Source organism: Pantoea sp. NPDC088449, from assembly GCF_044753225.1.
In the GTDB taxonomy this organism is placed as follows: domain Bacteria; phylum Pseudomonadota; class Gammaproteobacteria; order Enterobacterales; family Enterobacteriaceae; genus Pantoea; species Pantoea floridensis.
In genome coordinates, this window is the sequence record NZ_JBIVMT010000005.1 from 105666 (window position 1) to 128896 (window position 23231).

17 protein-coding genes, 1 tRNA gene and 1 pseudogene are annotated in these 23231 nt (G+C 56.7%); 5 read left to right on the top strand and 14 right to left on the bottom strand.

Annotation, left to right across the window (positions count from 1 at the left end):
- Positions 1–4: 4 nt before the first annotated feature.
- The gene (torC, locus tag ACIP6T_RS20500) at positions 5–1168 is read right to left on the bottom strand and encodes a pentaheme c-type cytochrome TorC (RefSeq protein WP_097095440.1); all 1164 of its coding nucleotides are present in this window, start codon (positions 1166–1168) and stop codon (positions 5–7) included.
- 132 nt (positions 1169–1300) lie between these two features.
- Here torC and torR point away from each other — a divergent pair, with 132 nt between their 5' ends.
- Entirely contained in the window at positions 1301–1993 is a 693-nt protein-coding gene (gene torR, locus ACIP6T_RS20505) for a two-component system response regulator TorR (RefSeq protein ID WP_097095439.1), read from the top strand.
- Here torR and torT read toward each other — a convergent pair.
- A pseudogene (gene torT / locus ACIP6T_RS20510) lies at positions 1966–2993 on the bottom strand (TMAO reductase system periplasmic protein TorT). The gene torR and the pseudogene torT overlap by 28 nt on opposite strands.
- A gap of 77 nt (positions 2994–3070) precedes the next feature.
- On the opposite strand from torT, the gene torS reads away from it, so the two are divergent.
- Positions 3071–5830: a TMAO reductase system sensor histidine kinase/response regulator TorS gene (gene torS, locus ACIP6T_RS20515; RefSeq protein WP_400458646.1), complete on the top strand. Its 2760-nt coding sequence runs from the start codon at positions 3071–3073 to the stop codon at positions 5828–5830.
- Between the two features lie 2 nt (positions 5831–5832).
- On the opposite strand, the gene ACIP6T_RS20520 is transcribed toward torS, so the two are convergent.
- From ACIP6T_RS20520 to xylF, 5 genes are all read right to left on the bottom strand, one after another.
- Positions 5833–5927: transfer RNA gene (locus ACIP6T_RS20520), tRNA-Sec, on the bottom strand.
- Between the two features lie 61 nt (positions 5928–5988).
- The gene (xylR, locus tag ACIP6T_RS20525) at positions 5989–7167 is read right to left on the bottom strand and encodes a D-xylose utilization transcriptional activator XylR (RefSeq protein WP_097095421.1); all 1179 of its coding nucleotides are present in this window, start codon (positions 7165–7167) and stop codon (positions 5989–5991) included.
- 92 nt (positions 7168–7259) lie between these two features.
- Positions 7260–8441 carry a xylose ABC transporter permease XylH gene (gene xylH / locus ACIP6T_RS20530; protein WP_345827573.1) on the bottom strand — a complete coding sequence of 394 codons (1182 nt, stop codon included), beginning with the start codon at positions 8439–8441 and terminating at the stop codon, positions 7260–7262.
- Entirely contained in the window at positions 8434–9960 is a 1527-nt protein-coding gene (locus ACIP6T_RS20535) for a xylose ABC transporter ATP-binding protein (protein ID WP_400458648.1), read from the bottom strand. The genes xylH and ACIP6T_RS20535 overlap by 8 nt, the downstream gene beginning before the upstream one ends.
- 22 nt (positions 9961–9982) lie before the next feature.
- Entirely contained in the window at positions 9983–10975 is a 993-nt protein-coding gene (gene xylF / locus ACIP6T_RS20540; protein WP_400458763.1) for a D-xylose ABC transporter substrate-binding protein, read from the bottom strand.
- A gap of 354 nt (positions 10976–11329) precedes the next feature.
- Here xylF and xylA point away from each other — a divergent pair, with 354 nt between their 5' ends.
- From xylA to ACIP6T_RS20555, 3 genes are all read left to right on the top strand, one after another.
- Positions 11330–12652, top strand: coding sequence for a xylose isomerase (gene xylA / locus ACIP6T_RS20545; protein WP_097095417.1), 1323 nt, complete (start codon positions 11330–11332; stop codon positions 12650–12652).
- A gap of 17 nt (positions 12653–12669) precedes the next feature.
- On the top strand, positions 12670–14112 hold the full coding sequence (gene xylB, locus ACIP6T_RS20550) for a xylulokinase (protein WP_400458650.1): 1443 nt from the start codon (positions 12670–12672) through the stop codon (positions 14110–14112).
- A 204-nt stretch (positions 14113–14316) separates the two neighbouring features.
- The gene (locus ACIP6T_RS20555) at positions 14317–15249 is read left to right on the top strand and encodes a GlxA family transcriptional regulator (protein ID WP_400458652.1); all 933 of its coding nucleotides are present in this window, start codon (positions 14317–14319) and stop codon (positions 15247–15249) included.
- On the opposite strand, the gene ACIP6T_RS20560 is transcribed toward ACIP6T_RS20555, so the two are convergent.
- The 7 genes from ACIP6T_RS20560 to ACIP6T_RS20590 all read right to left on the bottom strand — a co-directional run bounded on the left by ACIP6T_RS20560 (position 15234) and on the right by ACIP6T_RS20590 (position 23171).
- Positions 15234–16229, bottom strand: coding sequence for an acyltransferase (locus ACIP6T_RS20560; protein WP_400458654.1), 996 nt, complete (start codon positions 16227–16229; stop codon positions 15234–15236). The two genes, ACIP6T_RS20555 and ACIP6T_RS20560, sit on opposite strands and share 16 nt — an antisense overlap.
- A gap of 154 nt (positions 16230–16383) precedes the next feature.
- Complete coding sequence (locus tag ACIP6T_RS20565; protein WP_400458656.1) at positions 16384–17499, bottom strand: mandelate racemase/muconate lactonizing enzyme family protein; 1116 nt, start codon at positions 17497–17499, stop codon at positions 16384–16386.
- Positions 17500–17531: 32 nt separating this feature from the next.
- Positions 17532–18293: a GntR family transcriptional regulator gene (locus tag ACIP6T_RS20570; RefSeq protein ID WP_400458658.1), complete on the bottom strand. Its 762-nt coding sequence runs from the start codon at positions 18291–18293 to the stop codon at positions 17532–17534.
- A gap of 1 nt (position 18294) precedes the next feature.
- Positions 18295–19683: a dihydroorotase family protein gene (locus tag ACIP6T_RS20575; protein ID WP_400458660.1), complete on the bottom strand. Its 1389-nt coding sequence runs from the start codon at positions 19681–19683 to the stop codon at positions 18295–18297.
- The gene (locus ACIP6T_RS20580; protein ID WP_400458661.1) at positions 19680–20606 is read right to left on the bottom strand and encodes an ABC transporter substrate-binding protein; all 927 of its coding nucleotides are present in this window, start codon (positions 20604–20606) and stop codon (positions 19680–19682) included. Before ACIP6T_RS20580 ends, ACIP6T_RS20575 begins: the two co-directional genes overlap by 4 nt.
- Positions 20606–21658, bottom strand: a complete 1053-nt coding sequence (locus ACIP6T_RS20585; protein ID WP_400458663.1) for an alpha-hydroxy acid oxidase — start codon at positions 21656–21658, stop codon at positions 20606–20608. Before ACIP6T_RS20585 ends, ACIP6T_RS20580 begins: the two co-directional genes overlap by 1 nt.
- Complete coding sequence (locus ACIP6T_RS20590; protein ID WP_400458664.1) at positions 21645–23171, bottom strand: amino acid ABC transporter permease/ATP-binding protein; 1527 nt, start codon at positions 23169–23171, stop codon at positions 21645–21647. Before ACIP6T_RS20590 ends, ACIP6T_RS20585 begins: the two co-directional genes overlap by 14 nt.
- Positions 23172–23231 lie beyond the last annotated feature (60 nt).

The following is a 23231-nucleotide window of genomic DNA, read 5'->3' on the forward strand; positions in this document are numbered from 1 at the left end:
TTCCTTAGTGTTTCTGCTGCGCGCCGCCGGTATCGGACGCATTCAACTGGAGATATTTCAGCAAGGTACGTTCTTCACGTTTATCCAGACTGGTGAAGCCGATCATGCCGTTGAGGGTGCCGATCCAGCCGTTGGCATCAAAGTGCGCTTTATCCGGCGCGCCGTGACACTGATTACAGGTGCCGCTGTAAAGCGCGCTGGCATAGGCCCAAATCGGTTTGCTGTCATTAACCATGTCGCCTTTCTGCATCCACGCGGTGGTTTGCAGTTTGCTCCATTTCACGTTCGTGGCCGCAACCGTGGTGGTTTCCAGCGTTTTCGCGTCTTTTTGCAGATCGTCGCGGATGGAAGAGACAAAAATACGTTTGCCTGGCATGAGTGACAGCACGCGCTGGCGACCTTCGGTTTCGGTCCAGCCGGTGACCTGCACTTGCAGCCAGTCGCCGTCACGCTTCACGACATGCACTTCTGAAGCAGGCAGCAGCGATCCTGAGGGGGCGCTGTCGGTTTTGTTGGCAAAGAGCGGCTTCATATCGAGTGCGAACAAAGTATCGCCGCTACTGTTGGCATCGGCGGTTTTGCGCATCTCTTCAAACTGTTTACGGAAACCGCTGCTCATATCGGGTAGCTGATGGGTGATCCCTTTATGGCAGTCAATACAGGAGCGATTTTCCAGCGCGGCGGCACTCATCTGGCGCGCAGCCTCGGGTTTCTGGCGCGTATGATCCATCGCATCATAGTTATGGCAACCGCGACATACGGCGGAATTGCTCTCTTTCATGCGCTTCCACTCGCGCTCAGCAAGGATTAAGCGCTTCGCTTCAAACTTTTCTGGCGTATCAATCGACCGCGCAATCAGAGCCTGATAGAGATCATTACTTGCTTCCAGCTTGCGCTTTAGCATGCCCGGAATATCACGGGGGATATGGCAATCGCGGCATTCTGCGCGTACGCCTGATGGATTCTTGAAGTGGGTGGACTGCTTATACTCTTTGTACGGTTGCTGCATCCCGTGACAGCTCACGCAAAACTCTGTTGAGCTGGTCAGTTTAATCCCGGTGTGAGGTACCACAATAACGGCTAATCCAATGACAATCCCGACGAGCAGGATTGCCAGCACTGACCAACGTGCGCTGGGTCGGCGTAATCGCTTCCATAGTGTTTTCATTGCTGTAACCCTGTTTTTTTTAGCTATATCGCGCGGCAATTTTAGGGATGAGATATGAACAAGGTCAGCGGGCGGCATGAACAGAATACGGCGTAATATGAACAGTTATGAACAGAAAGGAATGGGCTCGCGATGTCGCATCACATAGTGATTGTTGAAGATGATGTGGTGACGCAGGCGCGGTTGCGCGACTACTTCATTCAGGAGGGATATCGCGTTTCGGTGACCAGCAGCGGTGCGGGATTGCGGGAACACATGCTGCTGCAACCCGTTGATTTAGTCCTGCTGGACATCAATCTGCCCGGTGAAAATGGCCTGCAACTCACGCGTGCGCTGCGCGAGCGATCCACGGTGGGCATTATTTTGGTCACGGGACGCAGCGATCAAATTGATCGTATCGTCGGGCTGGAAATGGGCGCCGATGATTATGTTACAAAGCCGCTCGAGCTGCGCGAACTGGTGGTGCGGGTGAAAAATCTGCTGTGGCGCATCGATCTGGCGCGCCAGGCGCAGCCGCTGCAGGAGGAGAACAGCTATCTGTTTGCCGGTTACAGCCTGAATATTTCCCGCCATACGCTGGAGCATGAAGGGGAGTTGATCAAACTGACGCGCGCCGAATACGAGATGCTGGTGGCTTTTGTGACGAATCCGGGCCAGATACTGAGTCGCGAGCGTCTGCTGCGTATGCTGACATCCAGTCGCGTCGATCAGCCTGATATGCGCACCGTCGATGTGTTAATTCGCCGCCTGCGCAGTAAGTTACGCAGTGAGCTGTTTGTGACTCAGCATGGCGAAGGTTATTTACTGGCAGCTGACGTGCGTTGATAGAAATACACCGGACGAAATCCCGGAGGAGAGAGCGAAAGCGCGACACCGGCGCTGTTGCTGTTTTTTGCTGTCAAAATCAATATCGGCGGGCTGATATTATCCGGTACGCGTTGGCCTTGTAGTACCCGCACCGCTTGCTCCACGGCGAGCTCACCCTGCCAAACCATCTGATCGCTGGCCGCAACCACGATGCGATCGCGCTTCAATCCACGATAAACCTGATGGGTTAAATAAAATGAGGCGATCTCCAGCGGTGTTGTCCGATTACGCCCTTCGCCCATGGCCACTTCCGCTGCAATCGCCGTGCCCGCCACCAGATTGATTTCGGGATAGCGCTCCAGGCGGTCCTGTAACAGGTTACGCTGCACCTCAATGTCATTATCACCATAGGCAACATCGACGATTTTCAGCAGGCTGCCAGTGAGTGCTGCCCGGAAACCGCTGCTCATCTCCTGGCTCCCTCCCGCATCAATCGGTCCTGGCATCAGTAGAATCTGCATCGGCTTATCTTGATGATGCGCTACCAGATAGTGGCCAATTTGATATCCCATTTGATACCAGGGAACGCCAACGCGCGTCCGCGCCGGAACATCGTTAACGGCATTCACCACCTCAATGATCGGGGTGTGTTGGGCAAATAACACCGCACCAGGAAACGTTGCCACGCTGCTACCGAGTAAAATAGCCTCTGCTCCCCAGCGCTGGCAGGCTTCCAGCTGATGTTGCTGTACGTCGCCCTGACGATAGCCACCGGCTTCATAAACATTGAGCGTGAGCCTAATCGGGCTGCCGCTTTACTCATCCCATAATTGATCGAGAGCCAGTAACCGTCTTTCAGATTGGGGTAAAGTGCGCACAATTTCCAGGCACGTGAAGCGCTCAGTGCTGGCAGGCTGGCAGCGGGGGAGCTGCTGCGATTGTCCTGCCAGTGCAGCAGCGGTAGCGCTGCCTGCAGCGGCATTGCCAGCACTAACAACGTTAAAAGAAGTATGCGCATAAATAACCTCAAACAAAGTGCGGCTAATGCTAGTGGCATTCGCCCGCCAGACTCAACTCTTTTTAGCGCGAAACCGCATGGCTAATACTTCCTTAATTCGTCGGTTATGGCTGGCTTTTGCCCTGATGGCGTTACTCACGCTGCTGAGCGTGGCCACGGGCTGGCTGAATCTGCGCTATGTCGGCCGCGTTGAACAGGCCGATACCCAATCGCTCCTCTCCAGCATGAACATGGCGCGTCACCTTAGTGTAGCGAGCGCCAGGGTGCTCTTTTCTGCACAGCAGCTCCTTAGCGCCCAGGATGAGCAGGAGTGGCAGGTTCAACGCACTATGCTGGGCAAGCAGAGCCAGAAAATCGTTTATCTCCTCCACCAGCTTAGCGCACAAGGCTTTGATACTCGCGCGATGGTGCAGCTGGAGACCGCTAACCGGCAGGCGATCATCCAGCAGGGCGATGTGGTGCATCAGCGCCTGCAGCTCACCCAGCAGCAGCGCCAGTTGAGCGATAATATTGGAGCAGCCGCACATCGCATTGTTGATTTGGCACAGGGGCAGGCGAGTAATGCGGCCACCGCAGCAGGCGCAACGCAGGCAGGCATCTACGATCTCATCGAACAACAGCATACCGCCGCCGCCGGACAGGCACTCGACCGGTTGATTGATGTTGATCTTGAGTATCTCAATCAGATGGGCGAATTGCGCCTCATTGCGCTACGCGTTGAGCAGATAGTGATGACGTTGAAGCGCTATAACGGCGCGGCGGAGCCGGCAGAGACACCGCTGGCAGAGTTGATACAGGTACTGCATCGTCGCCAGCAGCGCGTTGAAGATCCCCGTATCAGACAAGATATTCGCGAGGCGCTGGCGATTGTTGCGCATTACACCACGCTGCTTGAAATGTGCCAGCAGCAGCAGCGCTTACACGCACAATTAGCAACGCTATCGCAGCAAAATTTCACGCTTTTCAGCCGTTTCAGTAGCGAAATGGAACGGCAGGTGAGCGAGATTGAACAGCGTAACGCGGAGGCGCTGAGCCGGGTAAACCGCGCGCGCGTACTCGGTACCGTCGCACTGGCGCTGTTGGGTGTGATGGCATTGCTGACCTTATCTCTGGTGCTGTGGCGGTTGGTTTATCGCTCGGTTTCGCTGCCGCTGGCGCGGCAAACCGATGCGCTGCAACGTCTACTCGACGGCGATCTCGACTCCCCCTTTCCCTCCAGTGGCAATGCCCGCGAACTCAATACCATCAGCCGCCTGATGGAAGCCTTTCGTACCAATGTCCGTGCGTTGCAATATCAGCAGCAGCATTTGGCGGAGTTAGTAAAAAACCGCACCGAAGAGTTGCAGGCGCTGGTGGTCGAACATCATCAGGCGCGCGCCGATGCTGAGCAGGCTAACCGCGCAAAGTCCGCATTTCTGGCGGCGATGAGCCACGAAATTCGCACGCCATTACACGGGATTTTGGGTACCGCGCAGCTGCTTGCCGATCAGCCGCTTAACATCAGCGATCAACGCTATGTGCAAGCGATCAACGATTCCGGCGAAACGCTGCTGTTTATCCTTAACGATATTCTTGATTATTCGGCGATTGAGTCCAGCCCGAAAACTATCACTCTACACAACGCGCCGTTCGAACCGCGCCAGCTGCTCGGCAGTGTTGCGCAGTTGATGAATGGCCGCGCACACAACAAAGGGCTGGCGCTCAACATTGAAGTGGATGCGCATGTACCAGAATGGATACAGGGAGATGTACACCGATTACGACAAATTGTGATGAACCTGGTGATGAATGCGTTGAGATTCACCGAAAATGGCGCCATCGTGCTGCGTATTAAGAGTTGCGCCTCTGAGTGGTTTATTGAGGTTGATGACGAGGGTTGCGGTATTGCGCATGACGATCAGGAGGCCATTTTCGCGCCTTTCGTTCAGCTACAACCCGGTAAGGGCGGCACCGGTTTAGGCCTGGCGATTTGTCGCGGTTTGGCGCAGGCGATGCAGGGCCAGTTAACCGTCACCAGCCAGCCGGAGGTCGGCAGTTGTTTCCGGCTGACGTTGCCGCTGGTTCATGCATCGGCCACGGTGTTATTGCCCGATTCCGCTCCCGCCGACCTTAGCCATTTGCATGTGTTAATTATTGAAGACAATCCGCTGACGCAGCAGATTACGGCAGAAATGCTGAAGCGTAAGGGCGCACGCGTCAGTATTGCCGGTAGCGGTGAGTCAGCGTTGGCGTTTTTGGCACAAGGCGATGACATCGATTGTGCGCTGGTCGATTTCGCGTTACCCGATGCGAATGGCATCGAGTTAGCACAAAAACTGGCGAAATTTTATCCCGCCACGCGGCGTATCGGCTTCAGCGCAAGCGTTCCCGACGAGTTGCAGCCGCATGCTGATAAGCTGTTCTGCGGCATTATCCAGAAACCCGTCCACGGTGAAACGCTGTGCCGTCAGATAGTGCGCTTTCTGGCTTCTGCCCCCGTAACGGATCTCAACACTAACCAACTAAAGCAAGATTACGACACCTTTGGTGCGGATACGCTGCGTAATTGGCTTGCATTGTTTCGCCAACATGCAATGCCGTTACTGGATGACATTGAATCTGCAGAACAGGATGAAATCGTATCGAAGTTAGCGCATCAGCTCAAAAGTAGCTGCGGCAGTTTGGGGATGCAAACCGCCTGGCAAGCCTGCGCACGGCTGGAGCAGGATCCACAAGCGGATATCCCTCTAAGAGCCATTGTTGAACGCGGGTTGGTGGAGGTGGAGGCGTGGATTTATCAGGAGAATCGTGAGGCGCAAAGTGACTCAAGTGGTGAGGAGAACGGCGTTCGTAACTGAAGTGGCGGAAGATCACAGGAGTCGAACCTGCCCAGGACCGCTGGCGGCCCTAACCGGATTTGAAATCCGGCCGCCTCACCGGAGACGACGATCTTCCTTTTACGTTGCCGCAGGAGTATAGCGGCAAAAGCGGGGGAATTCTTGATCTTAGCCAGTCGTCACAACACATTTTCGCCGTGAAGTTGCCGATACTCCTTTGGCGTATTGGCATAACTCTTTTTAAACACCGAATAGAAATATTGCAGCGAAGGATAACCGCACATTTGCGAGATCTCATTGATGCTCATTGAAGAACACGCCAGCAACTCGCGCGCTTTCTCCAGTTTTTCCCGATGGATCATGGCGTGGATGGTATCGCCGGTTTCGTCGCGGAAGCGTTTTTCCAGGTTAGAGCGTGAAATACCGATGGCGTCGAGAACCTGCTCAACCTTGATGCCTTTACAGGCGTTAAAACGGATGTAATGCATCGCCTGAATGACGGCGGGATCGTGTAAGGAGCGGTAATCGGTGGAGCGACGCGCAATCACTTTCACCGGCGGCACCAGAATGCGTTGCAGTTCCAAAGAGTGCTTATCCAGCAGGCGATGCAGCAGTTTTGCTGCCTGATAACCCATCTGGCGCGATCCCTGCGCGACCGATGAGAGCGCCACGCGCGATAGATAACGCGTCAACTCTTCGTTGTCGATGCCAATTACGGTGAGCTTTTCCGGCACTGGAATTTTCAGGTATTCACAGGCCTGCAGAAGGTGTCGTGCACGGGCATCGGTGACGGCGATGATGCCGGTTTGTGGTGGCAGCGTTTGCAGCCAGTCTGCCAAACGGTTTTGTGCGTGCTGCCAATTTTCCGGTGCCGTTTCCATTCCCTGATAAACCACCCCCTGATAGCGCTCGCGCGATACCAGCTGGCGAAAAGCATATTCACGCTCCTGTGCCCAGCGTTTGCCGCTGGCGGCGGGCAGGCCATAAAAGGCGAAGCGGTTAATGCCTTTTTCTTTTAAATGTAAGAAGGCACTCTCCACCAGCGCGGCATTATCGGTGGCAATATAATGAACGGGCGGATAGTCCTGTTGCTGATGATAAGATCCTCCAACACCCACAATCGGTACCGACACATTCGCCAGCAATTTTTCAATGGAAGGATCGTCGTAATCGGCGATTACGCCATCGCCCAGCCATTCGCGAATGTTGTCGATACGGCAGCGAAAATCCTCTTCTATAAAGATGTCCCAGTCCGTCTGCGACGCCTGTAAATATTCACCAACACCTTCAACCACCTGGCGGTCATAAACCTTGTTGGCGTTGAACAGCAACGTAATGCGAAAACGTTTCTCATGCATAATGGCGCCCCTCCTAAACTCGCTGCACCTTGCATAGCACGGCGCAGCCGATGGCAGAAAGAATTTGCGCCACATTGTGATCGCTCACGCGATTACATCCGGCGTCGCGTCGCGGTGTCCATCCATACCGCGAGCAGCAGAATCGCGCCCTTAACGATGTACTGCCAGAAGGTCGGGACATCCATCATGCTCATGCCGTTATCAAGTGAAGCCATGATAAAGGCGCCTATTACCGCGCCGGCCACAGATCCCACCCCGCCCGCGAGGCTGGTGCCGCCGATGACACAGGCGGCGATGGCATCCAGTTCAGCTATGTTGCCCGCTGAAGGCGAACCCGCACCCAGGCGTGAACTCAAAATCAAACCAGCAATCGCCACCATAACGCCATTGATCGCGAAAACAGCCAGCTTGGTGCGGGCCACATTGATTCCGGAGAGACGCGCGGCATCAAGATTACCGCCTATGGCATAGATCCGGCGGCCAAATGCAGTACGGGTTGCCATAAACATTCCGCCCAGCAATAGCAGGGCTAATAACAGTACGGGCGTAGGTACGCCGCGATAATCGTTCAGCAGCCAGATCGCGCCCAGCACCAAAATGGCGGTAATGGCCTGCCGTACCAGCGCACCACTGACTGAGGCCTGCGTCAGGCCCAGCTTTTGACGGCGCAGACGTAAACGCCATTGCCAGAGAATAAATAACGCAAGACCCGCAAAGCCGAATCCGAAACCAATACCGCCAGGCAGATAGCTTTGCCCAATTTGTGACATGGCTGGGCTGGTCGGCGCAACCGTTGTGCCGTCGGTGATGCCCACCAGAATGCCACGAAATGCCAGCATCCCCGCCAGCGTGACGATAAAGGAAGGCACTTTGCGATAGGCTACCCACCAGCCGTTCCAGGTGCCAAGTAGCAACCCCATTACCAGCGTTACGACAATAGTCAGTGGCAGAGGCCAACCGAGCCAGACGTCAAAAATGGCTGCTGCACCGCCGAGCAAACCCATCATTGATCCGACCGAGAGATCGATTTCTGCGGAGATAATGACAAACACCATGCCGACCGCAAGAATGCCGGTAATGGCAGTCTGGCGCAGCAGATTGGAAACATTCCGGGCGCTGAGCCACGCCCCGTCGGTGGTCCAGGTAAAGAACAGAGCAATCAGCACAATCGCACCCAGCATCACCAGAACCTGTAGATCAGGCAGTGCGAATCTCCCCGGCGCGCCTTTACCGGGTGTAGTGAGGCCGCGTTGTGTACTTTCGGTCTTAAGCATAATGTTCACTCCGCAGGGCGGCTTCCATCACCTGCTCCTGAGTCAGGTTATCGTTAATCAGATCGGCTTTGATTTGTCCTTCATGCATCACCAAAACCCGATCGCTCAGCCCCAGCACCTCGGGCAACTCCGAAGAAATAACAATCACGGCAATCCCTTGCTGCACCAGCGCATTGATCAGCAGATAGATCTCCTGGCGTGCGCCGACATCAATGCCACGCGTTGGCTCATCAAGAATTAAAATCTGCGGATTGAGCAGCAGGCATTTGGCGAGAATTGCCTTCTGTTGGTTCCCGCCGCTCAGGCGACCAATCGGCAGCTCCGGCGACGAGGTTTTTACCCGCAGGCGCGTAATGGCCTGATTGATCGCTTGCTGCTCCTGCGCTTCGTCCAGGATGGAAAGTCGTGGTGTGAATTGTTCCAGGGCGGCAAGGGTGATGTTTTTACCCACGCTCATTAGTGAAACAATCCCATCCTTTTTACGATCTTCGGGCACCATCGCAATGCCATGGGCAATGGCGCTGCGGCAGTCGCGGATGTGGGCCTTCTTCCCGTTGATAAAGATGTCTCCCTGCCAGCGGCCCGGCCAAACACCAAACAAGCACTGCACGGTTTCTGTTCGGCCCGCACCCACCAGACCGGCGATGCCAAGGATTTCGCCACGTTTCAGGCTGAAAGAGACATTATTTACCCTTCGAACATGACGGTTGATGGGATGCCAGGCGGTGAGATTCTCAACCTGCAACACGGTGTCACCCATTTCATGTGGAGTGTGAGGATAGAGTGCAGTTAATTCTCGGCCCACCATCATGGTAATAATGTCATCCTCGCTCAGGCCAGCGGCAGGACGGGTGGCGATATGCTGGCCATCGCGGATTACGCAGATGGTGTCTGAAATCGCCTTCACTTCGTTGAGCTTGTGCGAGATGTAAATACAGGCGATGCCATGTTCGCGCAGGTTCTGGATGATGCTAAGGAGAACCCCGGTTTCCTGTTCCGTGAGCGAAGAGGTTGGTTCATCGAGAATCAACAGGCGCACCTGTTTATTCAGGGCGCGCGCAATCTCCACCAGCTGCTGTTGGCCTAATCCCAGTTCGCCGACGCGCGTGTTAGGCGAGACATGGAGTTTGACTCGCTCCAGCAACTGCTGGCAGCGCAACGTCATGATTTCATCATCCACCATGCCAAAGCGGCTCAGCTCCGCACCGAGGAAAATATTCTCCATGACCGTCAGTTGTCGCACCAGCGCCAGCTCTTGATGAATAATCACAATCCCTTTGCGCTCGGTATCACGAATGGTCTGCGCCTGGATTTCATCACCTGCAAACTGGATAGTGCCATCGAAGTCACCGTGTGGATAAAGCCCGCACAGGATCTTCATCAGTGTCGATTTTCCTGAGCCGTTTTCACCGCACAGTGACATCACTTCACCCGCTTCCAGCCGCAGGCTAACGTCATCCAGTGCTTTCACCGTGCCGAAACGCTTTGTGATATGGTTCATTTCCAGCAACATCGACATCTCTCCTTCACCGGCTCACTTTTTAAAGTTCGCTCTGCTTGTGGAAGCCATCTTTAACAACTGTGCTTTCAATATTGTCTTTGTTTACGGAGATCGGTTTCAGCAGACGTGATGGCACATCTTTAAGGCCATTATTGAGTTTGCCGTTGCTGGTCGGCTGTTGATTGTCACCCAGTTGCACGGCGATTTTGGCTGCTTCGGTGGCAAGCTCTGTGATGGGTTTATAAACCGTCATGGTTTGTGTGCCGTTCATAATGCGTTTGATAGCGGCAAGATCGGCATCCTGCCCGGAGATGGCAACTTTGCCCGAAAGCCCCTGCGCACTAAGCGCCTGAATCGCCCCCCCGGCGGTGGCATCATTCGAGGCCACAACGGCATCAATATGGTTACCGTTAGCGGTTAACGCATTTTCCATAATTTTCAGGGCATTTTCCGGCAGCCAGGCATCAACCCACTGATCGCCCACCACTTTAATACTGCCATTATCAATATAAGGTTTTAACACTTTCATCTGACCTGCGCGGAACAGGCGAGCATTATTATCAACGGGCGACCCCCCCATTAGAAAATAATTCCCTTTTGGTACCTGTTTCACAATGCTTTCAGCCTGCAATTCGCCAACCTTTTCATTATCAAAAGAGATATAAAAATCAATGTCAGCGTTATTAATCATGCGGTCATAGGCCAGAACTTTAATACCTTCACGTTTCGCTTCTGCCACGACATTACTTAAAACCTGGCCGTTATAAGGGATGATGACTAACACATCGACGCCGCGATTTATCATATTCTCAATTTGCGACATCTGGGTTTCTTCATTGCCGTTTGCCGATTGCACAAACACTTTGGCACCCATAGATTCAGCTTGTTTAACAAAGATATCGCGGTCTTTCTGCCAACGCTCCAGGCGTAAATCATCAATGGCCATACCGATTTTTACTTCTTTAGCACTACCAGCATGACTAAACAGAGCCAGTGCTGCGCAGACGGCTAACAGTGAATGTTTTATCTTCATGGTGTTCATCCTGTAGGTTGAGGCTATTGTCGTTGTAAGGAAAAACCAGGCCGATGAATTGTTGCGCTGAGTTTCTGACAACATCAATTACTGATTTTTATCTGGCCATTACGTTTTTTGGTTTATTTGCGATTTTATGAGCGCGATCGGGATTTAATTGTTTTCAGAAAAAGGAATGGTGTGGAGTAGATGAAAGGGGATAATGAAAATAACAACATTATTTTGCGAGCTGGCGCACAAATAATAATTATCTCACTGCGAGTGTTAAATATCGTAATTGAGAAGCAGTAAATTACATTATCACAATGAAGGCTCAAAGCTGACCATTCGGGTCCTCATGCTAAGGAGCTTTATATGCACGCCTATTTCGACCAGCTTGACCGCGTTCGTTATGAAGGGACCGCAACGCATAATCCGCTGGCGTTCCGCCATTACAACCCAGAAGAAGTGATCCTGGGGAAAACCATGGCTGAGCATCTGCGTTTTGCGGCCTGTTACTGGCACACTTTCTGCTGGAATGGCGCGGATATGTTTGGCGTTGGCGCATTTGATCGACCTTGGCAGAAGCAGGGCGATGCGCTCACGCTGGCGCAGCAAAAGGCGGATGTCGCTTTTGAATTTTTCCAGAAGCTGAACGTACCCTATTACTGCTTCCATGATGTAGATGTCTCTCCGGAAGGCGACTCGCTGCAACGCTATCGAGAGAACTTTGCCGTCATGACGGATAAGTTGCTGCAAAAGCAGCAGGAAACCGGCGTGAAGTTGCTGTGGGGAACCGCAAACTGCTTTACTCATCCGCGCTACGGCGCCGGGGCGGCCACTAATCCGGATCCGGAAATTTTTGCCTGGGCGGCGACTCAGGTGTGCAGTGCGATGCAGGCGACACAAACCCTTGGCGGCGAAAATTATGTGTTATGGGGCGGCCGCGAAGGTTATGAAACCTTGCTGAATACCGACCTGCGCCAGGAGCGCGAGCAGATTGGCCGGTTTATGCAGATGGTGGTGGAACATAAGCACAAAATCGGTTTCAACGGCATGTTGCTGATTGAGCCGAAGCCACAGGAGCCTACAAAACATCAGTATGATTATGATGTGGCGACGGTTTATGGCTTCCTGAAGCAGTTTGGGCTGGAGAAAGAGATTAAGGTGAATGTGGAGGCTAACCACGCCACGCTGGCGGGTCACTCGTTCCACCACGAAATTGCTACCGCTATCGCGCTCGGTATTTTTGGTTCGGTAGATGCAAACCGCGGTGATGCTCAGTGCGGCTGGGACACTGACCAATTCCCCATCAGCGTCGAAGAGAACGCTCTGGTGCTGTACGAAATTATCAAAGCGGGCGGATTTACCACCGGCGGCTTAAACTTTGATGCCAAAGTGCGGCGTCAGAGCACGGATAAATATGATCTGTTCTATGGCCATATCGGGGCGATGGATACGATGGCGCTGGCATTAAAAGTTGCGGCACGCATGGTAGCGGATGGCGAGCTGGATAAGCGCGTAGCACAGCGTTATAGCGGCTGGAACGGGGAGTTTGGTCAGCAGATTCTGAAAGGAGAGTTCTCACTTGCAGCGCTGGCAGAGCAAGCAGAACAACAACAGTTCAATCCACAACATCGCAGTGGCCGTCAGGAACAGCTGGAAAACCTGGTGAATCACTATCTGTTTGATTTTTAAATTTTCAGGAGCGCAGCATGGTTATCGGCATCGATTTGGGCACCTCCGGCGTGAAAGTGGTGTTGCTGGATGCAGTCGGCAAGGTGATTGCCGTGGCGAGTGCGCCGCTGGAGATCTCACGCCCGCAGCCGCTGTGGAGCGAACAGGATCCGGAAAGCTGGTGGCAGGCGACAGATAAAGCCATGCAGACGCTGGGGCAGCAGCACGATCTCAGCGGCGTTAAGGCGATTGGCCTGAGCGGCCAGATGCACGGTGCTACCTTGCTGGATAGCGATAATCAGGTGCTGCGCCCGGCGATTTTATGGAATGACGGGCGCAGCGGCGAGCAGTGCCGCGAGCTGGAGCAGCGCGTGCCGGATGCGCGTCACATCACCGGCAATCTGATGATGCCCGGCTTTACCGCACCCAAGCTGCTGTGGGTGAAACAGCATGAGCCGCAGCTGTTTGCGCAGGTGGCTAAGGTGCTGCTGCCGAAAGATTATCTGCGCTGGCGTATGAGCGGTGACTTCGCCAGCGATATGTCGGATGCGGCGGGAACCCTGTGGCTGGATGTGGCACAGCGTGACTGGAGCGATGTGATGCTCAACGCCTGTGATTTGCAGCGCAGCCAGATGCCGCAGCTGTTTGAGGGCAATCAGATCACCGGCAGCTTATTGCCGGATGTTGCCACGCGCTGGGGTATGCAAGCCGTACCGCTGGTGGCGGGCGGTGGCGATAATGCGGCGGGCGCCGTGGGTGTTGGTATGGTCGAGCCGGGACAAGGCATGCTTTCACTTGGCACGTCCGGTGTTTATTTCGTAGTGAGCGACGGCTATCTCAGCAATCCAGCGCGTGCCGTGCACAGCTTCTGCCATGCGCTGCCACAGCGCTGGCATTTGATGTCAGTAATGTTAAGCGCTGCGTCCTGCCTCGATTGGGCAGCGGCGCTGACCGGCTGCGAGAGTGTGCCGCAGCTGCTGGCCGAAGCAGAAAACGCGCGCAGCGATGCCTCGCCGCTGTGGTTCCTGCCGTATCTCTCTGGTGAGCGTACGCCGCACAACAATCCGCAGGCGCAGGGCGCATTCTTTGGTTTAACGCATCAACATGGCCGACCGGAGCTGGCGCGCGCGGTGCTGGAAGGCGTGGGTTTTGCATTGGCTGAAGGCATGGATGCGGTGCACGAGTGTGGTGTGCAGCCAAAAACCGTGATGCTGATTGGCGGCGGCGCGCGCAGTGCATACTGGCGGCAGATGTTGGCCGATATTAGCGGGCTGACGCTGGATTATTGTCACGGCGGCGAAGTCGGCCCGGCGCTGGGTGCGGCGAGATTAGCGCAGCTGGCAATTGATGCAGATAGCGAATGGCCGTCGCTGGCGTTGGCGCAGCGGCATCAGCCCGATGCGGCGCGTCATCAGGCCTATCAGCCGCAGCGCGACAAGTTTGCGCGCTTGTATCAGCAGTTAAAGCCGTTGATGTCTTAATGATGGCTGGATTTGGCAGGTGCTGGGGATTTTTATTAGATATGATAAGTGAGTAATGTCAGATGGTGTGGCCTGATTTGGTCGCCATGAATGGCGACCCTACGCTGTAGGGGCGGCATTCATGCCGCCCTGGCCGAACGTCGCACCTAATTTGGCATTTATGCTGCCCTGGCTGAAGACCTCACCCCTAACCCGGAGCCCATCATGCCACAACACGTCTTCTTCCTTGTCCTTCCCGGCGTGATGGCGCTGGATCTCACCGGCCCGGCGGAAACCCTGCAGCTGGCCGACGGTCACTTCGCGCTGCACTACGTCGGCCCGCAGCCCAGCGTGCTGTGCTCCACCGGCATGACCATCGCAGACGTTGCGCCTCTACCGGCACAGCTTCCTGAAAACAGCCTGCTGGTGGTGCCAGGCGTCTATGATTCACGCGTATGGTTTGATACCGCACCGGCGGCGCTGGCGCGTGACTGGCTGCGTCAGCAGCAAGCGGACATTGATGCTAAGCGCATCACATTGATCTGTATCTGTTCTGGTGCTTTGCTCTCCGCTCAGGCGGGATTGCTGGATGGCGTGCAATGCACCACCCATCATGATGTTCTGCCACGTTTGAAAGCCGCCGCACCCGCTGCATTGGTGAAAGATAACCGCGTGTTCGTGGAAGATGGTGGCATCTGGACCAGCGCTGGCATTACCGCGGGGATCGACTTGGCGCTCCATCTGATCAATCGCTTATGTGGTGCGCAACAGGCGCTGAAGGTGGCGCGCGAGATGGTGGTGTGGTTCCGCCGTTCGGGCGATGATCCGCAACTCTCGCCGTGGCTGCGCTATCGCAACCATCTGCATCCGGCGATTCATCGCGCGCAGGACCTGATGATTGCCCATCCCGAGCACGACTGGTCGCTTACCGCACTCGCCGAGCGGGCGCACGTCAGCGAGCGTCATCTTACGCGGCTGTTCCGTCAGCATCTGGGGATCAGCGTACGTGAGTATCATGAGCAGCTGCGTTTGGTGATTGCACGTCAACGTCAGCAGCAGGGCGAAGCGGCGGAAAAAGCGGCGCTGGCGGCCGGATTCTCCTCGGCACGCCAGCTGAAGCGAGCGTATCAGCGTTGGGACGATCAGCTCACCAGATGACGTTTATCGATGCGTTTTAACAGCATCGCTAGCAGCAAACTGCCAAGGAGCGTAACGCCCATCACCCAAGGTAAATCGAGCCACGGCCGCGACATGTCGTCGTAATGATGGGTGCGCAGATAATGGATAAACAGCGCGTGGAAACCATAAATCGGCAGTGAAAAGCGCGAGATCGTCGCCAGCCCCGGCAGGGCGCGCTGATTCAACCTATTTTTGAACACTATCAGTAGGCTAATTGCAGCAATAAACACCAGCGGTCCGCAGTAGAGATACCATGTATCATTGAACGCGCCGTTGATTTTCAGCATCTGTTTAGTGCCGAGTGCAATGCCAATCACGCAGGCGATAAAGCCTAATCCAGCCAGCCAGCTAATGCCGCGCTTATCCGTCTCCATACAGCCAATCGCGCGACCGAGCAGCGCATACAGCAGGTAATAAATGCTGTCGCCGCTGACATAAAGATTCACCGGCAGCCAGTGGAATGGCCCCAGCGACTGGCTCACGGTATTGGGATTCGCCAGTACCGCCAACACGATGACCAACATGGCCACGTAGCGCGGCGCCACGCTTTTCACCTGAATCAACGGTGAAAGCAGATAGATGCCGATAATGGCGAAGAAGAACCACAGGTGATAGAAGACCGGTTTTTGCAGCAGTTTGAGCAGCGATCGTCCTTCACTGATCGGCGTCAGCCAGGTGATATATGCCAGCGCCACCGCGCTGTAAAACAGCAGGCACAGCACGATGCGCAGCAGATGCCGCCCCTGCGCGCTGCGTTCGCCGAAGAACAGATAGCCTGAGATCATAAAGAATAGCGGAACGCAGACGCGCGACGCCGAGTTAAGCAGGTTCGCCACATCCCAGCTGGTGCCGGTTACCGCCATGGGCCCGGTGATGTACCAGGTGGTGGTGTGAATGACGATCACCATCAGGCAGGCAACCGCGCGTAAGTTATCGATCCAGTAGATTTTTTGCTGCATGGCGTCCTCTTGCATTCACTGCGAAGAAGGGTAGCCAGTGAGCCGCGCGCCAACAACCTTTTGCGTTGGAATTCAGATCACTCTGTTACCAGGTGCGCATGAATGCGCACCCTACGCTGGATCCGTCGTAGGGTCGCCATTCATGGCGACTCGATTAATCGCGCACCAAAAACTTCTCGATCACCGCTTCATCGGGCTCAACGCCAAGGCCCGGCTCGCTCGGCAGCCACGCGTAGCCGTCGGCGATGCGCACCGGATTTCTCGCCAGCGAGCGGCTGATCTCGCCCGGCTCAACGCAATACTCCATCACCAGCGCATTCTCGATCGCGCAGAGGAAATGCAGCGAAGCGGCGGTATTGATGTCGGTGGTGAAGTTGTGGTTGCACACTTTGCGGCCACGGCTGTGTGCGTAGCTGGCGATCTCCATCGCCTGCGTAAAGCCGGTGCGCGTCAGGTCGATCTGCACGATATCGATGCCGCCTTCATCAATCAGGCGCTGGAAGCCAACGACCGAACACTCTTGCTCACCGGCGGCGATATGTTGCTGGCAGGCGGCGGAAACCTGGCCGTAACCGGCGTAGTTATCGGGGTGCAGCGGCTCCTCGATCCAGAACAGATTGAGATGTTCATAGCGCTGGCTGCGGCGAATTGTGGTTTTGGCATCCCAAACGTGACCAACGTCCAGCATCAGATCCACGTTATCACCCATCGCGTTACGCAGCGCTTCAAGGTAGCGCAGGTCCAGCGCTTCGTCGGTGCCAAACGGCTCCCAGCCAAACTTCACGCCGCTGTGGCCGGTGTCGATGGCGTGCTGGGCACGGGCAACGGTCTCTTCCACGCTGAACTGGAACATGTTGGAGGAGTAAACGCGCATCTTGTCACGTAGCGCACCGCCCAGCAGTTCGACGATCGGCTTACCAAGGGCTTTACCTTTGATGTCCCACAGCGCGATGTCGATGCCGGCCATCGCCTGCAACACCGCGCCGCTGCGTCCGTAGTAGATGGTAGCGCGGTGCATTTTCTTCCACAGCCGACCGGTTTCCAGCGGGTTTTCGCCGATCAACAGCGATTTCAGGCCGGTTACCATGGTGTGCGAATAGGGCGCTTCGATGATGGCTTTGGTGACATACGGGCTGCCATCCACTTCGCCCCAGCCGGTAATGCCGGCATCGGTGGTGATTTTGATCAGCAGCGCATCCTGAGAACTGTCGGTGCGTTGCTCAATGACGGGCAGGCGCAGGTAAAACGCCTCAACGTTGATGATTTTCATGCTGTTTTCCCTGGTGTAAAGGCACTTCAAAATTAGCCGAGAGCGGAACGGTGCTGCCGGCGCTGCGTTATCAGGGTTTCGTAATCCACGTCCAGCGCCTGAATGCGGATGTGGTTCTCAACCTCGTCGGTCATTTTGGCGATGTCGCCATCGGCAAACACATTGATCAGCCGCTGGTGCTCTTCAATGATGTCGCTCATCGATTTGCCCATGGTGGAGAGACCAAAAATCACCGTCAGCTGACGGGCAATTGACTCCCACAAGTTGCTCAGCACCGGGTTGTGCGCAAAGCTGCACAGCGTGCGGTGGAAATCGGTATCGGCTGAGGCAAAACCGTAAACGTCATCGTTTTGCATCATCGCCTGCATCTGCGCCACGCCCTGATACAGCTGGTTAAGCTGCTCGGTGCCGTTGCGTCCGGCCTCAATGGCGCGGCGACAGGCCAGCGTTTCCAGCGGGATGCGCACATCGATAATCTGCTCCAGCCGCTGATGCGAAATCTCCATCAGGCGGATGCCTTTGTACGGCTCGCTGGTGACGATGCCCTGGCTCTCGAGAATGCGCAGCGCTTCACGAATCGGCACGCGGCTCATGCCCAGCCTGGCCACCAGTTCCGGTTCGGCGATGCGGTCGCCGGGCAAAATCAGGCCGCGTGACGCCGCGCTGAGAATGGCATCCACGGCGTGATCGACCAGCGTGCGCGGACGTGCCGCACTCCAGCTGTTATCGGTTGCCGCTTCCTGCGCCAGCGGAGCGCTATTTATACGACTAGCGGTAGACGGTTTTCCTGCCATGTTATTTTCCTGTTTCAACCTGTCGGGTCACGAACTGACCGAAGCCGGGCTCAACCTGCATCTGGTCATCCTCGAATACCGTGACGCCACGAATCAATGTGCGCACCACTTTACCCTGACAGCGCATCCCTTCAAATGCGCTCCACTTGCCGAGACCCTGGAAATTCGCCCCTTCCACCGTCCAGCTCTGGCGGGCGTCGTAGAACACCAGATCGGCGTCGAAGCCTGGTGCAATCGCGCCTTTTTTGCCCCACAGCTGGAAGGCCTTGGCGGGGCCGCTGGCGGTCATGCGCGCGAACTCGCTGAGTGATACGCCGCGCTCGATATGGGCGGCGCTGAAGAACATCGGGCTGAGCGTTTCCACGCCGGTCAGGCCCATGCCCGCCTCCCAGATGCTGGCTTCACCCGCCTGTTTTTGTGCGGGCGTGTAGGGGCAATGGTCGGAGGCGATCATGTCGACATCGCCGCGCAGCAGCACCTGCCATAGCGCATCCAACACCGGACGCGGGCGGATGGGCGGTCCGCAGCGCGCGTTGGGGCCGATGCGCACCAGGTCGTCCTCGTCAAGCAGCAGATAGTGCGGACAGGTTTCGAAACTGGCGCGCACGCGGCCTTTGGCGGCAACGATGGTTTCCGCCGCCCGCGCCGAGCTGACGTGCACGATATGGCAGCGCGCGCCGGTCTCTTCGGCGATGGATAAAACGCGTCCCACCGCTTCAATCTCTGCGATTTCCGGACCGGCCTGCGCGTGGGCGCGGATATCTTTGCGCCCGGCGCGGCGCAGTTCGCTGCCGGCCCCGATGAGAATCTCGTGGTTTTCGGCGTGCACGCCAATCAGCCCGTCGAAGGTTGCCAGCTCGCGCATGGCGCGCAGCAGGCCATCGTCGTCGAGACGCGGCAAACCTTTCTCGTCGGTGGCTTCGCCATTGGGTGCGCCGCTGCATAGAAAGGCTTTGAACGCCAGCGCACCGGCCTGATCCAGCGCCGCCAGTTCGTGCACGTTGCGGCCATCAAGGCCGGCCCACATGGCGTAATCCACCGAACAGTTGTCGGCCAGCCAGCTTTTTTTAGCGCTGAAGTTGGCCAGTGAAGTGGCGGGCGGCAACGAGTGCGGCATCTCAACGATAGTAGTCACGCCGTGCGCAGCCGCGCCGCGTGTGCCTTCGCGCAGCTCCTGCTCGGGAAAGTCGTGCGAGCCAGTGAAATGGGTGTGCACATCGATGGCGCCGGGTACGATGATCAGGCCCTGCGCATCAATCACCTCATCAACGCCGTGGGTGATGGCACCGGGCGTTAACAGCCCGCTGATTTTGCCGTTTTCCAGTAACAGATCGGCCGGGGCCGCACCGCTTTCGCTGACCACCAGGCCATTAATAATTAACTGTTTCATCGTTGTGCTCCTGCCTGCGTGACCAGCGCCGTATACGGCACCGGTTGTGAAGGATCGAGCCAGCCGATAGCGCCTAACAGCTGGCTGAAATGGTCAAACTCAGCGCGCGGAATCACGCCGTCCGGCGCAAAAACGTTGGCCTGCTGATAGGCCTCCAGGCCGCGCACCAGCGCATCGTGCGGATAATCGGGATAAAAGGGCTGCACCTGCTGCGCCAGTTCAGCGGCACTGTGCGTGGCGATCCACGTTAACGCCTGACCAACGGCATGAGAAAAGGCGGCGAAGGCGGGCGCTTTCTCCTGCAACACATCGGCGCGCGCAATGTAGGCGCTCCACGGCACGTGGCCGCATAAGGTGGCGAGGCTGCTGATGCTGCTGAGCTGCCCGGCGGCGATGGCGGGCGCCAGCATGTGCATGGCGTGCAGCGCATAATCGACCTCTCCGCACGCCACCGCCGCCAAATCGCGCGCTTGATCGCCGCTGCCAGCAACCAGCTCAACCTCATGCTGCAAGCCGTGGCGCGCCAGCAGCCAGCGGAAGGTCAGCGTGGCGGTGCCGACATTGCCGACATCCAGCACGCGCTTGCCGCGCAGGTCGCTAAGCTGGAAATCCGGCTGCGGCTGAGCCGCCGCGAGAAACCACGGATTGGCGGCCACCGAGGCGCAGAAACATTGCAGCTCCGCACCGTGCTGCTGGAAATGCTTCATCACCACCATCGGGCCACCGAGCGTCAGATCGGCCGTGCGATCTAACACCGCAGGGACTTGCCCGCCCTGCACGGTGTGTCCGCCCGATTCGCTGGTAGTGAAATGCACCTGCAGCTGCTGTGCGGCGAACAGGCCGAGGCTGTGCGCCAGATAGTGGGCGCAGTAATAGATGCGTGATTCACTGGCATCGCCCTGATTGAAAATTAACGTCTGCATCAGCTGCGTACCTCGGTGAGAAAACTGCCGTTAAGTGCCGCCATGTCGCTGACGCCGCACCAGTGGCTGATGGCGGTAATCTCATTGATCCAACCGGAGAGCAGCTCGAATACTGCACTCTCGCCACCGGCGACTAACGCACTGATGATCGGTCGCACGCTGAGAGACAGCGACGCGCCGAGACAGCGCGCTACCACCGCATCGCTGCCGCAGCGTACGCCGCCATCCAGCAGCAGCGGCAGCCGGGTTACCGCCTGCAAATCGGGCAGCTGATCGACCGGCGTAGCCCAGCGCGCGCTCTGGCGCAAACCAATATTGGAGGCAATCAATCCGCTGACGCCGTGCTGCGCCGCCTGCGCGGCATCGTCATGATGCAGAACGCCTTTCAGCCACAGCGGCAAGTGATGATTGGCGCAGTGCGCCGCCACCTCGTCAATCTCCTGCCAGCGCCACACCGGAAAAGCCGGCAGCGGCTCAACACCTGGCTGCGTGCCGCCGATGGTGTGCCAGCCGCGCTGTTTTAAGGCGTCGCCGATGGAGAAGCCGCCGGGCTGTAATCCGGCCACCGGATGCACCGGCGCCAGCACCGTCAGCACGATGTTTTGAAATCCGGCCTGCGCGGCCTGGTCGATTAACGCTTTGATGCGGCCGACATCGCCCGCCGCGCGCAGCTGCAGCCAGCAGCGATGGTACTCCGCGCCAATCTGCTCCAGCGGCGTGACGGTCTCCTCGGAGATCACCAGCGGCAGCTGTAGGCGTTTGCAGGCGCGGGCAATCGGCAACAGGCCTTCTTCATGGAAAATGCGGTCACCGGCGAAGGCGCCGACGCCAATCGGCGCGGACCAGCGCTGTTCATGCAGCGAAATCTGTGTGTCGATGCTGTCATTGCCTTGCAGAACGCGCGGCAGCAGACGATAGCGGCGCAAAGTTTGCTGATTGGCATCCGCTTCGTTACCGCGCGCATCGGCAGGCTGGCCTTGCATATAGCGGAACAACGCATCGCCGAGGCGCGCGCGCGCGGTCAGTTCAAACGGCAGTTCAGGCGTTGGCATGCTGCACCTCCGCCGCATTTTCATGTTCAAGGAAGGTGGCGAAGGCTGGCGTTTGCGGATTTTGCAGAATTTCTGGTGTGCCTTCTTCAATCAGTGCACCGTTTTGCAGAAACACCACGCGATCGGCAACGCCCGCCGCAAAGGCGATGTCGTGGGTGCTGATGATCATGGTGATGCCGGTTTGCGCCAGGCTGCGCATGGTTTGGTTCACTTCGCGCACCAGTTCCGGATCGAGCGCCGAGGTGGGCTCATCAAACAGCAGAATTTGCGGTTCGGCCGCCAGCGCACGCGCAATGCCAACGCGCTGTTTTTGTCCGCCGGAGAGCTCATGCGGCAGCGAGGCGGCAAAATCACCGAGTCCTACCATCTTCAGCGCACGCATCGCTTTGGCGCGGGCGATTTCCGGCTGCGCACCTTGTACGCGCAGCAGAATGCTCATCACGTTTTCCAGCGCGGTGAGGTGATCGAATAATGCGAAGTGCTGGAACACGATACCAATGCCCGATTTGGCGCGGTTCACCGGCAGATGACGCTGCGCCAGCGCGCGACCTTTTTCGTCGCTGCCCATGAAATGGCCTTCGGTTTGAATGGTGCCGCTGCTGCGCGGCGTCAGCGCCAGAATCGATTTCAGCAGGGTGCTTTTACCGGAACCGGAGCGACCGAGCAGCACCACCACTTCACCGCGACGCACGGTTAACGACAGCGATTTCAGCACCGCTTTCCCGGCATACTCAACGCACAGCTTATCCACTTCCAGCACCGGCGCGGCGGTTTGCGTATCCCAGCGCCGTTTCGGTAGTTGCATCGGCATCACGTCTGCTTCCGGCGGCAGTTTCGCCAGGCGTGCGCGTGCCCGACGTGCGCGTTCATCGAGATTGTAGAACTTCTCCAGCCACCATTGGCCGCCCGCCAGCAGGGTGGAAAGAATCAGGTAGATGCCGCCTGACGCGACCAGCACCGGAATAAACAGGAAGTTTTGCGACACGATTGCCTGGCCGCGCATCGTCAACTCATTGACGCCCACCACCGACGCCAGCGAAGTGGATTTCAGCAGCCCAACGGTTTCATTACCCATGGTGGGCAGAATGGCCCGCAGCGCCTGCGGGATCACCACGTGGATCATCTCTTTGCTGCGCGAATAACCGAACGCCTGCGCCGCCATGCTCTGATCGCGATCGGTCGCCATGATGCCGCCGCGAATGATTTCGGCGCAGAAGGCGGTTTCATTGATCATCAGGGCGACCAGCGCGCTGGTAAACGGGCTTAAACGCAGGCCGAATTCCGGCAGCACGTTGTACAGCAGAATCAGCTGCAGCAGCACCGGTGTGCCGCGCAGCGTATAGATGTAGATTTTCACCGGCACGCGGATAAACCCGTGCTTTGAGCTGCTGGCTAACGCCAGGAAAAAGCCAATCAAAATGCCGCCCGCCAGCGCACCAACCAACAGCTGCACGGCAATTACGGCACCTTCCCAGAGGTAGGGGAAAGTCAGGTACTTAAGAAATTCATCCAAGGCGTTATCCTCCTCAACGCCTCGCTTGAGTGGTTTACCCAAACGAGGTGGCTGAGTTTA

Bases quoted from the DNA above. Each gene is read 5' to 3' on its own strand.
- torC (WP_097095440.1), bottom strand. From the start codon at position 1,168: ATGAAAACACTATGGAAGCGATTACGCCGACCCAGCGCACGTTGGTCA.
- torR (WP_097095439.1), top strand. From the start codon at position 1,301: ATGTCGCATCACATAGTGATTGTTGAAGATGATGTGGTGACGCAGGCG.
- torS (WP_400458646.1), top strand. From the start codon at position 3,071: ATGGCTAATACTTCCTTAATTCGTCGGTTATGGCTGGCTTTTGCCCTG.
- xylR (WP_097095421.1), bottom strand. From the start codon at position 7,167: ATGCATGAGAAACGTTTTCGCATTACGTTGCTGTTCAACGCCAACAAG.
- xylH (WP_345827573.1), bottom strand. From the start codon at position 8,441: ATGCTTAAGACCGAAAGTACACAACGCGGCCTCACTACACCCGGTAAA.
- ACIP6T_RS20535 (WP_400458648.1), bottom strand. From the start codon at position 9,960: ATGTCGATGTTGCTGGAAATGAACCATATCACAAAGCGTTTCGGCACG.
- xylF (WP_400458763.1), bottom strand. From the start codon at position 10,975: ATGAAGATAAAACATTCACTGTTAGCCGTCTGCGCAGCACTGGCTCTG.
- xylA (WP_097095417.1), top strand. From the start codon at position 11,330: ATGCACGCCTATTTCGACCAGCTTGACCGCGTTCGTTATGAAGGGACC.
- xylB (WP_400458650.1), top strand. From the start codon at position 12,670: ATGGTTATCGGCATCGATTTGGGCACCTCCGGCGTGAAAGTGGTGTTG.
- ACIP6T_RS20555 (WP_400458652.1), top strand. From the start codon at position 14,317: ATGCCACAACACGTCTTCTTCCTTGTCCTTCCCGGCGTGATGGCGCTG.
- ACIP6T_RS20560 (WP_400458654.1), bottom strand. From the start codon at position 16,229: ATGCAGCAAAAAATCTACTGGATCGATAACTTACGCGCGGTTGCCTGC.
- ACIP6T_RS20565 (WP_400458656.1), bottom strand. From the start codon at position 17,499: ATGAAAATCATCAACGTTGAGGCGTTTTACCTGCGCCTGCCCGTCATT.
- ACIP6T_RS20570 (WP_400458658.1), bottom strand. From the start codon at position 18,293: ATGGCAGGAAAACCGTCTACCGCTAGTCGTATAAATAGCGCTCCGCTG.
- ACIP6T_RS20575 (WP_400458660.1), bottom strand. From the start codon at position 19,683: ATGAAACAGTTAATTATTAATGGCCTGGTGGTCAGCGAAAGCGGTGCG.
- ACIP6T_RS20580 (WP_400458661.1), bottom strand. From the start codon at position 20,606: ATGCAGACGTTAATTTTCAATCAGGGCGATGCCAGTGAATCACGCATC.
- ACIP6T_RS20585 (WP_400458663.1), bottom strand. From the start codon at position 21,658: ATGCCAACGCCTGAACTGCCGTTTGAACTGACCGCGCGCGCGCGCCTC.